Genomic DNA, 13669 nt, shown 5'->3' with positions numbered 1-13669 from the left:
CACTGTTAGTGGGCAAACATTCCGATATACGACATTTTTGTGTCGCGTTTATGCATGTAAATGGTTGGTGCCTGTAAGTCCGCCTTCGTCGGAACGCCGCCCGGGGCAAGCCCGCTCCCACAAGGATTTGTTGCGTTCATACGATTTGGACTACCCTGCAAAACCTGTGGGAGCGGGCTTGCCCCGGGCGGCGTTCCGACGAAGGGGCCAGCAGAGCCAACACAAACCCCGGAAACGACAAAGGCCACCCGAAGGTGACCTTTGTTTGGTGAAGCGTCAGCCAAGCGCGAGGCTTACTTGACAGCCCAACCAGTCAGCTCGGCCAGGGCCTTGCCGATGTCTGCCAGCGAACGCACGGTTTTAACGCCTGCGTCTTGCAGAGCAGCGAATTTCTCGTCTGCAGTGCCTTTGCCGCCAGAGATGATTGCGCCAGCATGGCCCATGCGCTTGCCCGGAGGAGCAGTCACACCAGCGATGTAGGAAACAACCGGCTTGGTCACGTGTGCCTTGATGTAGGCAGCCGCTTCTTCTTCAGCCGAACCGCCGATCTCGCCGATCATCACGATCGCTTCGGTCTTCGGGTCTTCCTGGAACAGCTTCAGGATGTCGATGAAGTTCGAACCCGGGATCGGGTCACCACCGATGCCGACGCAAGTCGACTGACCGAAACCGGCGTCAGTAGTCTGCTTCACAGCTTCGTAGGTCAGGGTGCCGGAACGGGAAACGATACCGACCTTGCCTGGCAAGTGAATGTGACCTGGCATGATGCCGATCTTGCATTCGCCTGGAGTGATCACGCCTGGGCAGTTAGGGCCGATCAGGGTAACACCCAGCTCGTCGCACTTAACTTTAGCGTCCAGCATGTCCAGGGTAGGAATGCCTTCGGTGATGCAGACGATCAGCTTGATGCCGCCGAAAGCAGCTTCCAGGATCGAGTCCTTGCAGAAAGGAGCCGGAACGTAGATCACGCTGGCGGTAGCGCCAGTGGCAGCTACTGCGTCTTTAACGGTGTTGAACACTGGCAGACCCAGGTGCTCGGTGCCGCCTTTGCCCGGAGTTACACCACCAACCATCTTGGTGCCGTACTCGATGGCTTGCTGGGTGTGGAAACTACCTTGCGAACCGGTAATACCCTGGCAGATAACTTTGGTGTCTTTATTGATCAGGACGCTCATTATTTGCCCTCCGCAGCTTTGACAACTTGTTGAGCAGCGTCGGTCAGGCTGGTAGCAGCGATGATGTTCAAACCGCTTTCTGCCAGTACTTTAGCGCCCAGCTCAGCGTTGTTGCCTTCAAGGCGAACAACAACCGGGATTTTCACGCCGACTTCTTTCACTGCACCGATGATGCCTTCGGCAATCATGTCGCAACGAACGATGCCGCCGAAGATGTTGACCAGTACTGCAGCGACGTTAGTGTCGGACAGGATGATCTTGAACGCTTCGGTAACGCGTTCCTTGGTAGCACCGCCGCCCACGTCGAGGAAGTTGGCTGGCTTGCCGCCATGCAGGTTGACGATGTCCATGGTACCCATGGCCAGGCCAGCACCGTTGACCATGCAACCGATGTTGCCTTCCAGCGCTACGTAGTTCAGTTCGAACTTGGCAGCGTGCGCTTCGCGCGGATCGTCTTGCGACGGATCGTGGAAAGTCTTCAGCTTAGGCTGACGGTACATGGCGTTGGCGTCGATGTTGATCTTGGCGTCCAGGCAGTGCAGATCGCCGTCAGCCTTGATCACCAGCGGGTTCACTTCCAGCAGGGCCAGATCGTGATCCTGGAACAGTTTGGCCAGACCTACGAAGATCTTGGCGAACTGGGCAACTTGCTTGCCTTCCAGACCCAACTGGAATGCCAGCTCGCGACCCTGGAATGGCTGAGCGCCAACCAGTGGATCGATAGTGGCTTTCAGAATTTTTTCTGGAGTGTCGTGAGCGATTTTCTCGATGTCCACGCCACCTTCGGTGGAAGCCATGAACACGATACGACGGCTCGAACGGTCAACGACAGCGCCCAGGTACAGCTCTTTAGCGATATCAGTGCACGATTCAACCAGGATCTTGGTGACTGGCTGACCATTGGCGTCAGTCTGGTAAGTCACCAGACGCTTGCCCAGCCACTGCTGTGCGAAGGCTTTGGCGTCTTCTTTGTTGCGAACCAGCTTTACGCCGCCCGCTTTACCGCGACCACCGGCGTGGACCTGGGCTTTGACAACCCACTCGCTGCCGCCGATTTTGTCGCAAGCTTCTGCTGCTGCTTCCGGGGTGTCTACCGCGTAACCGGTGGAAACTGGCAGGCCGTATTCAGCGAACAGCTGCTTACCCTGATACTCGTGAAGATTCATGCTTATTACCGTCTTCGTTAGGTACTGCGCATTCGGTGCTGCACTCATTCAAGTGCCGCACCACCTGTGACTGCTGCTTGCATAGCCTTTCCGGATACCCGGTGCAGCTATGCAAGACTGCGTCCAGCGGATATTCCGCGGTGAGTCTTGCATGCAAGGCTCACGACGGGCCATTCCGCCGTGGTTTCTTATTGTCTTAACGCTTCTTGCGGTTGGCGATGTGGATGGCGCCGCCATTCACTGCCAAAGCAGCTTCGTGCAAGGCCTCAGACAGGGTCGGATGGGAGAAAACCATCATGCCCAGGTCTTCAGCGCTGGTGCCGAATTCCATACCGATCGCGCCCTGCTGAACCAGTTCGGCAGCGCTTGGGCCAATCACGTGGACGCCCAGTACGCGGTCTGTCTTGGCATCTGCGATGACCTTGACGAAACCGCCGGTATCGTTGGCAGCCATGGCACGGCCAGAGGCTGCGAACGGGAAGGTGCCGACGTTAACTTCAACGCCTTCGGCTTTCAAGGCCTGCTCGGTTTTACCAACCCACGCGATTTCCGGGTGAGTATAAATAACCGAAGGGATCAAATCATAGTTCATCTGGGCCTTGTGACCCTTGATGCGCTCGACAACCATGATGCCTTCTTCGGACGCCTTGTGCGCCAGCATCATGCCGCGAACCACGTCGCCGATGGCGTAAACGCCCGGTACGGTGGTGGCGCAGTGATCGTCAACGTGCACGAAACCGCGCTCGTCCAGGGTCACGCCGCAGTCGGCAGCCAGCAGATCAGTGGTCACCGGACGGCGACCAACGGCTACGATCAGCTTGTCGAAAGTGATGTTCTGTTCGCCCTTGGCATCGGTGTAGTTCACCACGACTTCGTCGCCGTTCACTTTGGAACCGGTGACGCGAGCGCCCAGCTTGATGTCCAGACCCTGTTTGGTCAGGGTTTTCAGCGCTTCCTTGGAAACAGCGGTGTCCGCTGCCATCAGGAAGGTGTCCAGGGCTTCCAGGACAGTCACTTCTGCACCCAGACGCGACCAGACCGAACCCAGTTCCAGACCGATCACGCCAGCGCCGATCACGCCCAGACGTTTTGGAACCGATTGGAACTCCAGAGCGCCAGTCGAATCGACGATCACATTCTGGTCGACCGGAGCCGGTGGAATGTCGATCGGACGCGAGCCCGGAGCGAGGATGACGTTTTCGGCTTCGATGATTTCTACCGAACCGTCTGGCTTGGTGACTTCAACTTTCTTGCCGGCCAGCAGCTTGCCGTGACCCTGGATGGAGGTCACACCGTTGGCTTTGAACAGGGTCGCAACGCCGGAGGTCAGGCCTTTGACGATGTTGGCCTTACGGCCGACCATCGCTGGCACGTCCATGGTCACGCCAGCGTGATTGATACCGTGGATCGCGAAACCGTCCTGGGCTTCGTGGAATTTCCACGAGCTGTCCAGCAGGGCCTTGGATGGAATGCAGCCGACGTTCAGGCAGGTACCGCCCAGAGCCAGTTTGCCTTCCTTGTCGGTGTACTTCTCGATGCAGGCAGTGGAGAGACCCAACTGCGCGGCCTTGATGGCAGCGACGTAACCGCCAGGGCCCGCACCGATCACTACTACGTCAAATTTCTGCGACATTCAAAAAATCCTCTTTAGCGAAAAGCTTCAAGCCGCGAGCGGCAAGCCAGGCTGCGGGTTTTCCGACAGCACGGGCTTGCAGCTCATGGCTGCTTCTATCAGATATCCAGCAACAGACGAGCCGGATCTTCCAGCAGGTTCTTGATGGTCACCAGGAAGGTCACAGCTTCTTTGCCATCGATCAGACGGTGATCGTAGGACAGTGCCAGGTACATCATCGGACGGATAACGACCTGACCGTTGATGGCCATAGGACGCTGGATGATGTTGTGCATGCCCAGGATGGCGGCTTGTGGCGGGTTGACGATCGGGGTCGACATCATCGAACCGAAAGTACCGCCGTTGGTGATGGTGAACGTACCACCGGTCATTTCGTCCATCGACAGTTTGCCGTCGCGGGCTTTCTTGCCGAAGGTGGCGATGCCGCCTTCGATTTCAGCCAGGCTCATCAGTTCGGCGTTACGCAGAACCGGTACTACCAGGCCGCGATCGCTGGAAACTGCAACGCCGACGTCAGCGTAGCCGTGGTAAACGATGTCGCCGCCGTCGATCGACGCGTTGACAGCCGGGAAGCGCTTCAGCGCCTCGGTAGCCGCTTTCACGAAGAAGGACATGAAGCCCAGGCGTACGCCGTTGTGGGACTTCTCGAACAGGTCCTTGTACTTCGAACGCAGCGCCATGACTTCGGTCATGTCGACTTCGTTGAAAGTGGTCAGCATCGCCATGTTCGACTGAGCTTCAACCAGACGCTTGGCCACGGTGGCACGAACGCGAGTCATCGGAACGCGCTTCTCGATGCGGTCGCCAGCAGCGAACACAGGAGCAGCGGCAGCCGGAGCAGCAGCCTTGGCAGGTGCGGCAGCAGGAGCAGCTTTCTTGGCTTCGACAGCGGCAACCACGTCTTCCTTGGTTACACGACCATCTTTGCCGGTGCCTTTGACGGAAGCCAGGTTGATGCCGTTTTCTTCGGCCAGCTTGCGAGCAGCTGGAGCTGCGATAGCGTCTTCGTCCGCGCCGGCAGCCGGAGCGGCAGCAGCGGCCGGAGCAGCAGCGGCAGCGGGAGCTGCGGCAGCAGCGCCGCCTTCAACGATGGAGCCCAGGACTTCGTCGGACAGAACGGTGTCGCCTTCGTTCTTGACGATAGCGCCCAGCACGCCATCAGCGGTAGCCAGCACTTCCAGCACGACCTTGTCGGTTTCGATGTCGACAATCAGTTCGTCGCGCTTGACCGCGTCGCCCGGTTGTTTGTGCCAGGTGGCAACGGTGCCATCGGCAACCGATTCCGGGAAAGTGGGGGCTTTGATCTCGATAGCCATTGTCTGTGGTTCCTTAAATTCGGTTTCAGGTGCGCGAAGGCGTTAAACAGTAAAGGCGTCTTGCAGCAGTTGTTCCTGCTGTTCGGCGTGCATCGATGCGTAACCGCATGCAGGTGCAGCAGAAGCCTCACGGCCCGCGTACTCGAGTACGAGAGACTTGTTGAGGTTGCTGATGCTGCGACGCATGTGGTGTTGGCTGCAGTACCACGCCCCCTGGTTCATCGGCTCTTCCTGACACCAGACGGCATGCTTGACGTTGGTGTAAGGCGCCAGGACTTCTTTCAGGTCGTCCTCAGGGAATGGGTACAGCTGCTCGATACGAACGATGGCGATGTCGTCACGACCTTCGGCACGGCGTTTTTCCAGCAGGTCGTAGTAGACCTTGCCGCTACACAGAACAACGCGCTCGACCTTTTTCGGGTCCTGAGCATCGATTTCCGGGATGACGGTCTGGAACGAACCTTCGGCCAGATCTTCCAGCGTCGAGATGGCCAACTTGTGGCGCAGCAGCGACTTCGGAGTCAGGACTACCAGTGGTTTGCGCAGCGGGCGAATGACCTGACGGCGCAGCAAGTGGTAGATCTGAGCCGGCGTCGTCGGCATGCATACCTGAATGTTGTGCTCGGCGCACAGCTGCAGGTAACGCTCCAGACGAGCCGAGGAGTGCTCCGGACCCTGACCTTCATAACCGTGCGGCAGCAGCATGGTCAGACCGCACAGACGGCCCCACTTGTGCTCGCCACTGGTGATGAACTGGTCAATCACTACCTGGGCGCCGTTGGCGAAGTCGCCGAACTGGGCTTCCCAGATAACCAGGGCATTCGGCGTGGTGGTCGAGTAACCGTACTCGAACGCCAATACCGCTTCTTCGGACAGGAACGAGTCGTACAGGTCAAAACGCGGCTGACCGTCGTACAGGTTCTGCAGCGGGATGTAGGTGCCCGCGTCTTTCTGGTTGTGCAGGACAGCATGGCGGTGCGAGAACGTACCGCGGCCGATGTCCTGGCCAGTCATGCGAATCGGGTGACCTTCGAACGCCAGGGTCGCGTACGCCATGGTTTCAGCGTAACCCCAGTTGATCGGCAGGCCGCCGGCTTGCATCTTCTGGCGGTCTTCGTAGATCTTGGCAACCTGGCGCTGAACCACGAAGCCTTCCGGGATTTCCAGCAGCTTGGCGGACAGTTCCTGCAAGGTCTTGAGGTCGAAGCGAGTGTCGTGACGCGCGGTCCAGGCGTGGCCCAGATACGGACGCCAGTCCACGAACAACTCTTTGTTCGGCTCTTTGACCAGGCTTTTCACTACGTGCAGACCGTTGTCCAGCGCGTTGCGGTATTCGTCGACTTTCGCCTGAACACGCTCTGCGTCCATCACACCGCCCTGGGTCAGACGATCGGCATACAGCTCACGGGTGGTGCGCTGTTTGGTGATCTGCTGATACATCAGAGGTTGGGTACCGCTTGGCTCGTCGGCCTCGTTGTGGCCGCGACGACGGTAGCAGACCAGGTCGATCACCACGTCACGCTTGAACTGCATGCGGTAGTCGATGGCCAGCTGGGTCACGAACAATACGGCTTCCGGATCATCACCATTCACATGGAGGATCGGCGCCTGGATCATTTTCGCAACGTCGGTCGCGTACTCGGTGGAGCGCGAGTCCAGCGGATTGCTGATGGTGAAACCGACCTGGTTGTTGATCACGATGTGCACGGTACCGCCGGTCTTGAAACCGCGGGTTTGCGACATCTGGAAGGTTTCCATGACCACGCCCTGACCGGCGAACGCAGCGTCACCGTGGATGGAGATCGGCAGAACCTTCTCACCGGTTGGATCGTTGCGACGGTCCTGACGGGCGCGAACCGAACCCTCGACCACCGGGGAAACGATTTCCAGGTGGGACGGGTTGAACGCCATGGCCAGGTGAACTTCACCGCCGGTGGTCATCACGTTGGACGAGAAGCCCTGGTGGTATTTGACGTCACCGGAACCCAGCTCGACCTTCTTCTTGCCTTCGAACTCGTCGAACAGCTCGCGCGGGTTCTTGCCGAAGGTGTTGACCAATACGTTCAGACGGCCACGGTGGGCCATGCCGATGACGATTTCCTTGGTGCCGTAGGAACCGGAACGCTGGATCAGCTCGTCGAGCATCGGAATCAGGCTTTCGCCGCCTTCCAGACCGAAACGCTTGGTACCCGGGTATTTGGTACCCAGGTATTTTTCCAGGCCTTCGCCGGCGGTCACGCGCTCGAGCAAGTGGCTCTTGATGTCGGCGGAGTACGTCGGACGACCGCGCACGCTTTCCAGTCGCTGCTGGAACCACTGGCGCTGCTCGGAATCGGTGATGTGCGTGAATTCAGCGCCGATGGTGCGGCAATATGTCTGCTGCAACGCTTCGTGAATTTCGCGTAGGCTCGCTTCCTCTTTGCCGATGAACAGGTCGCCGGCACGGAAGGTCGTATCAAGATCGGCATTGGTCAAGCCGTAATGATTGATCGACAGGTCTGCAGGTGCAGGACGCTGCCACAGCCCCAGCGGGTCAAGCTGGGCTGCCTGGTGGCCACGCATACGGTAGGCCTGGATCAATCGCAGCACTTCAACTTGCTTCTTCTCGTGCTCACTGCTCACGCTGCCGGCGGAAACCGGTTGGGCGCGGCGCTGGTTCTTTGCCAGCAAGACGAAATGATCGCGAATTGTGGAGTGCGAAACATCGGTGGCAGAGTTGCCGTCAGCAGGCAACTTCTGGAAGTAGGTGCGCCACTCTTCTGGCACAGCGTTAGGGTCGTGCAGGTAGAGCTCGTAAAGCTCTTCCACATAGGCAGCGTTACTACCGGATAGGTAGGCACTGTTCCACATGCGCTGCATCACGCTTTCTTGCATGCTTGGTCACCCTCGGTTAGGGGAACACCATCGGTGTCGACACCGAGCAAACTTGCAGAAGTCCGAATGCAGCGACCAAAACAAGCCACTAGGATCACACTGATAGTCCGGGTACCAGCCCGGATGCCCCTGCTTGTCTCATTTCTTCAAAATAAGAGCCGCAGCCTTTTAAGCTGCTGCTCAGGTTAAAACTACGGCGCCGGTTGAAGCCTGCGCCGTAGCATCTACGGGTACAGCGGGTACAGCAGCTGAATCACACGCCGCTGGAAAGCAGCATGTTACGGATGTGACCGATGGCCTTAGTCGGGTTCAGGCCTTTCGGACATACGCTGACGCAGTTCATGATCCCGCGGCAGCGGAATACGCTGAACGGGTCATCCAGCGAAGCCAGACGCTCGGACGTCTTGGTGTCACGGCTGTCTGCCAGGAAGCGGTACGCTTGCAGCAGGGCAGCTGGACCCAGGAACTTGTCCGGGTTCCACCAGAAGGACGGGCAAGAGGTCGAGCAGCAAGCGCACAGGATGCACTCGTACAGACCGTCGAGCTTTTCACGTTCTTCAGGGGACTGCAGACGCTCGATGGCCGGAGCCGGCGTATCGTTCTGCAGGTATGGCTTAACCTTCTCGTATTGCTTGTAGAAGATGCTCATATCGACGACCAGGTCACGGATAACCGGCAAACCTGGCAGAGGACGAACGATCAACTTGTTACCTTTTACGACAGCAGACAGCGGCGTGATGCACGCCAGGCCGTTTTTGCCGTTGATGTTCATGCCGTCGGAACCGCAAACACCTTCACGGCAAGAGCGACGATAGGAGAAACCCTCGTCCTGCTCTTTGATCAGGGCCAGCACGTCCAGCACCATCAGGTCTTTACCACCGGTATCGACCTGGAATTCCTGCATGAACGGCGCAGCGTCCTGATCAGGGTTGTAGCGATAAACACTGACTTGCAACATGGCGGTCACCCTTAATAAGTCCGGACTTTAGGTTCGAAAGTCGGAACAGTCTTCGGCGAGAAGTTCACAGCACGCTTGGTCACGCGCTTGTCACCCGGGAAGTACAGGGTGTGGCACAGCCAGTTTTCGTCGTCACGGTCTTCGAAGTCTTCACGGGCGTGAGCACCGCGGGACTCTTTACGCACTTCGGCAGCGATGGCGGTAGCTTCAGCCACTTCCAGCAGGTTTTGCAGTTCCAGCGCTTCGATACGGGCAGTGTTGAACGCCTGCGACTTATCGTTGATCTTCACGTTGGCGATGCGCTTGCGCAGGTCAGCCAGCTGGGCAATACCCTTCTGCATGTATTCGCCAGTACGGAATACACCGAAGTAGTTCTGCATGCAGTTTTGCAGTTCGCGACGCAGGGTAGCCACGTCTTCACCTTCGGTACGCTCGTTCAGAGCGGACAGGCGCGCCAGGGCCGCATTGATGTCGGCGTCGGTGGCGTCGTCGTATTCGATACCGTCGGTCAGTGCTTTTTCCAGGTGCAGGCCGGCAGCGCGGCCGAATACCACCAGGTCGAGCAGCGAGTTGCCACCCAGACGGTTGGCGCCGTGAACCGATACACAAGCCACTTCGCCCACGGCGAACAGACCAGGAATGATCTGATCCACGCCATCGGCGTCCTGGGTGATCGCCTGACCATGAATGTTGGTGGCAACGCCGCCCATCATGTAGTGGCAGGTCGGAACAACCGGAACCGGAGCAACAACCGGGTCAACGTGTGCAAAAGTCTTCGACAATTCGCAGATGCCTGGCAGACGGCTGTGCAGCACTTCCTCGCCCAGGTGGTCGAGCTTGAGCATTACGTGGTCGCCATTCGGACCGCAACCGTTGCCGGCGATGATCTCTTTAACCATCGAACGGGCAACCACGTCACGACCGGCAAGGTCTTTGGCGTTCGGAGCATAACGCTCCATGAAACGCTCGCCGTGCTTGTTGATCAGGTATCCACCTTCACCACGGCAACCTTCTGTAACCAGTACACCGGCGCCGGCAATACCGGTCGGGTGGAACTGCCACATTTCAATGTCTTGTACCGGTACTCCGGCACGCAGCGCCATACCAACGCCGTCACCGGTGTTGATCAGGGCGTTGGTGGTCGAAGCGTAGATACGACCGGCACCGCCAGTCGCCAGCACGGTGGCTTTCGCGCGGATGTAGGTGGTTTCACCGGTTTCGATGCAGATCGCGATCACGCCGACGAACTCGCCTTCGCCGTTCTTCACCAGATCGACAGCGTAGTACTCGTTCAGGAACACGGTACCGGCTTTCAGGTTGCCCTGATAAAGGGTGTGCAGCAGCGCGTGACCAGTACGGTCGGAAGCGGCGCAAGTACGGGCAGCCTGCCCGCCTTTACCGTAATCCTTCGACTGGCCGCCGAATGGACGCTGGTAGATACGACCTTGCTCGGTACGCGAGAACGGCATACCCATGTGGTCCAGCTCGTAGACCGCGGCCGGGCCTTCCTGACACATGTATTCGATAGCGTCCTGGTCACCGATGTAGTCGGAACCCTTGACGGTATCGTACATGTGCCAGCGCCAGTCATCGTTCGGGTCAGCGGACGCGATCGCGCAGGTGATGCCGCCTTGAGCGGATACAGTGTGCGAACGGGTCGGGAAAACCTTGGTGATCACGGCAGTCTTGTGACCGCCCTGTGCCAGTTGCAGCGCTGCGCGCATGCCGGCACCGCCACCACCAATAATGATGGCGTCGAAAGAAATCGTTGGAATGTTAGCCATGAATCAGATACCCCAGAGAATCTGCACGCCCCAGACGAAGTAAGCGAACATCGCAACGCCGCATACTGCCTGGAATAGGAAACGTACTGCAGTCGCGGACTTGCCCAGCGCCATTGGCGTCAGGTAGTCGGTCGCGATGGTCCACATGCCGACCCAGGCGTGAGCGCCCAGGGCCACAAGGGCCAGCAGACTGAAGATACGCATCCCGTTGTGGGCGAACAGGCCATGCCATTGGTCATAACCAATGCCAGGATTCGCAGCGAGGTATCCGATCAGGAAAATGAAATAAGCCGCGAGAACGACCGCAGACACACGTTGCGCCATCCAGTCATAAAGACCGGAACGCGAAAGGTTCGTAACGCTGGTTACCATATCCAAACTCCTGCCAGAACGATCAACACCACGGAAACGGCGATGATAATTTTCGAGCCCAGGCGGCCGCCTTCCAGCGTCTCACCGATGCCCATATCCATGATCAAGTGGCGCACACCGGCTACCAGGTGATACAGAAGAGCGGACAGGAGGCCCCATGCTACGAACTTGGCCAGAGGACTGGTCAAGGTTGCCTTCACGTCGGCAAAACCTTCCTCGGAACCCAGGGATTTGCCCAATGCATAAAGCATGAAGCCAAGGCCCAGGAAGAGGATGATGCCGGAAACACGGTGAAGAAACGACGTAACGCCGGTGATGGGGAGTTTGATGGTCCTTAGGTCTAGGTTTACAGGTCGTTGGCTTTTCACGGCTTTTTTTTCACACTGAAGAGCCCCTAACAATCAGGGCAAAGTTGTTGGGGAGTGCACTGGTCAGGTAACCACCACCCAGGGATGCGACCCCCAATAAAGCAGGCCCAAAAGCCCTTGGCGGTCGGTGGCCGAGTATAGACAGTTAGGCTACTAATGACAACGCAAACACCTAACCCGAACAGCTGATTGCGCAACTGACATAAAAGGCGTAAATGGCAGCCAATTTCGAGAAAAAAGTCCGGTTAAAGCCTTCTGGAGCAAGACTTTAGGCAAATTGACATTCGAATTTATCTCACTATAGTGGTGCGGGCCCTGCGTGGGGGGTCTGTCTGATGATTTCAAGCATAAATAGGAGGCCACATGGCTGACAAAAAAGCGCAGTTGATCATCGAGGGCGCAGCCCCCGTCGAGCTGCCCATTTTAACCGGCACCGTTGGTCCCGATGTTATCGATGTTCGGGGCCTGACGGCCACGGGCCGTTTCACCTTTGACCCAGGCTTCATGTCGACCGCCTCGTGCGAGTCGAAGATCACCTATATCGACGGCGACAACGGCATTCTGCTGCACCGCGGCTACCCGATCGAACAGCTGGCTGAAAAGTCGGACTACCTGGAAACCTGCTATCTGCTGCTCAACGGCGAACTGCCGACCGCAGAACAGAAGGCCCAGTTCGTCAGCACCGTGAAGAACCACACCATGGTTCACGAGCAGCTGAAGACCTTCTTCAACGGCTTCCGTCGCGACGCCCACCCGATGGCCGTCATGTGCGGCGTAGTCGGCGCCCTCTCGGCGTTCTACCACGACTCCCTGGACATCAATAACCCGCAGCATCGCGAAATTTCCGCGATCCGCCTGGTTGCCAAGATGCCGACCCTGGCCGCAATGGTTTACAAGTACTCCATGGGCCAACCCATGATGTACCCGCGCAACGACCTGTCGTATGCGGAAAACTTCCTGCACATGATGTTCAACACCCCGTGCGAGATCAAACCGATCAGCCCGGTACTCGCCAAGGCCATGGACCGGATCTTCATCCTCCATGCCGACCACGAGCAGAACGCCTCGACGTCCACCGTGCGCCTGGCGGGCTCTTCGGGTGCCAACCCGTTCGCCTGTATCGCTGCCGGTATCGCTGCACTGTGGGGCCCTGCCCACGGCGGTGCAAACGAAGCCGTACTGACCATGCTCGATGAAATCGGCGATGTTTCGAACATCGACAAGTTCATCGCCAAGGCCAAGGACAAGAACGATCCATTCAAACTGATGGGCTTCGGTCACCGCGTTTACAAAAACCGCGACCCACGCGCCACAGTAATGAAGCAGACCTGCGACGAAGTGCTGAAGGAACTGGGCATCCAGAACGATCCGCAACTCGAACTGGCCATGCGCCTGGAAGAGATCGCCCTGACCGACCCGTACTTCATCGAACGCTCGCTGTACCCGAACGTCGACTTCTACTCGGGGATCATCCTCAAGGCGATCGGCATTCCAACCAGCATGTTCACCGTGATCTTCGCCCTGGCGCGGACCGTCGGCTGGATCTCCCACTGGAAAGAAATGCTCTCCAGCCCGTACAAGATCGGCCGCCCGCGCCAGCTGTACACCGGCTACGAGTCGCGTGACATCACCAGGCTGGAAGACCGCAAGTAAGAGCTGTCTTGCTGTAGCGAGTTGAGTTGTACCGGGAACGGCCTCTGCTTTTTATATAAAGAGCAGGAGGCCGTTTTTGTTTGTGTAGCATTTGGCGTCGGCTAAGTTGGCGTACATATCCATTGCTGCGGTAACGGCCACCTTTACAGCGGGTTACTTGGAAAAACGGAACGCCGCCCGGCCTGTAGGAGCGAGCTTGCTCGCGATGGAGGTCAACGATGATGCGGGGAGCCTGACACCCCGCGGTGCTCTCAGGTTTTTCGCGAGCAAGCTCGCTCCTACAGAAGAGCAAAGCGGCGTACACCCGCAGCTCCTCACCACTCAACAGGCCGAGCGTGTGCTCGCCTGCGGCTCTTGATCTTGATCCACC

General features: G+C 58.1%; 10 protein-coding genes. 1 reads left to right on the top strand and 9 read right to left on the bottom strand.

Features of this window, described 5'->3' with window-relative positions; all coding sequences use genetic code 11:
* Nucleotides 1-293: 293 nt before the first annotated feature.
* The 9 genes from sucD to sdhC form a co-directional block, all read right to left on the bottom strand.
* Complete coding sequence (gene sucD, locus PMI29_RS15005) at nucleotides 294-1175, bottom strand: succinate--CoA ligase subunit alpha (protein WP_003223019.1); 882 nt, start codon at nucleotides 1173-1175, stop codon at nucleotides 294-296.
* A complete protein-coding gene (gene sucC, locus PMI29_RS15010) occupies nucleotides 1175-2341 on the bottom strand; it encodes an ADP-forming succinate--CoA ligase subunit beta (RefSeq protein ID WP_003223015.1) in 1167 nt (388 codons plus the stop codon). Before sucC ends, sucD begins: the two co-directional genes overlap by 1 nt.
* 196 nt (nucleotides 2342-2537) lie before the next feature.
* Nucleotides 2538-3974 carry a dihydrolipoyl dehydrogenase gene (lpdA, locus tag PMI29_RS15015; protein WP_007998079.1) on the bottom strand — a complete coding sequence of 479 codons (1437 nt, stop codon included), beginning with the start codon at nucleotides 3972-3974 and terminating at the stop codon, nucleotides 2538-2540.
* A gap of 98 nt (nucleotides 3975-4072) precedes the next feature.
* Nucleotides 4073-5290 carry a 2-oxoglutarate dehydrogenase complex dihydrolipoyllysine-residue succinyltransferase gene (gene odhB, locus PMI29_RS15020; RefSeq protein WP_007984589.1) on the bottom strand — a complete coding sequence of 406 codons (1218 nt, stop codon included), beginning with the start codon at nucleotides 5288-5290 and terminating at the stop codon, nucleotides 4073-4075.
* 42 nt (nucleotides 5291-5332) lie between these two features.
* Complete coding sequence (locus PMI29_RS15025; protein WP_007984591.1) at nucleotides 5333-8164, bottom strand: 2-oxoglutarate dehydrogenase E1 component; 2832 nt, start codon at nucleotides 8162-8164, stop codon at nucleotides 5333-5335.
* A 253-nt stretch (nucleotides 8165-8417) separates the two neighbouring features.
* Entirely contained in the window at nucleotides 8418-9122 is a 705-nt protein-coding gene (locus tag PMI29_RS15030) for a succinate dehydrogenase iron-sulfur subunit (RefSeq protein ID WP_007998071.1), read from the bottom strand.
* Between the two features lie 11 nt (nucleotides 9123-9133).
* Nucleotides 9134-10906 carry a succinate dehydrogenase flavoprotein subunit gene (gene sdhA, locus PMI29_RS15035; RefSeq protein WP_007998069.1) on the bottom strand — a complete coding sequence of 591 codons (1773 nt, stop codon included), beginning with the start codon at nucleotides 10904-10906 and terminating at the stop codon, nucleotides 9134-9136.
* A 3-nt stretch (nucleotides 10907-10909) separates the two neighbouring features.
* Nucleotides 10910-11278 (bottom strand): succinate dehydrogenase, hydrophobic membrane anchor protein, encoded by a 369-nt coding sequence (gene sdhD / locus PMI29_RS15040; RefSeq protein WP_007977503.1) that lies wholly within the window; start codon nucleotides 11276-11278, stop codon nucleotides 10910-10912.
* Complete coding sequence (sdhC, locus tag PMI29_RS0130115; protein WP_033052382.1) at nucleotides 11272-11646, bottom strand: succinate dehydrogenase, cytochrome b556 subunit; 375 nt, start codon at nucleotides 11644-11646, stop codon at nucleotides 11272-11274. Before sdhC ends, sdhD begins: the two co-directional genes overlap by 7 nt.
* Before the next feature lie 363 nt (nucleotides 11647-12009).
* On the opposite strand from sdhC, the gene gltA reads away from it, so the two are divergent.
* Complete coding sequence (gene gltA, locus PMI29_RS15045) at nucleotides 12010-13299, top strand: citrate synthase (RefSeq protein ID WP_007998067.1); 1290 nt, start codon at nucleotides 12010-12012, stop codon at nucleotides 13297-13299.
* The last annotated feature ends 370 nt before the right edge of the window (nucleotides 13300-13669 follow it).

The organism is Pseudomonas sp. GM49 (assembly GCF_000282355.1).
In the GTDB taxonomy this organism is placed as follows: Bacteria; Pseudomonadota; Gammaproteobacteria; order Pseudomonadales; family Pseudomonadaceae; genus Aquipseudomonas.
This window is presented reverse-complemented; position numbering and strand designations above follow the sequence as displayed.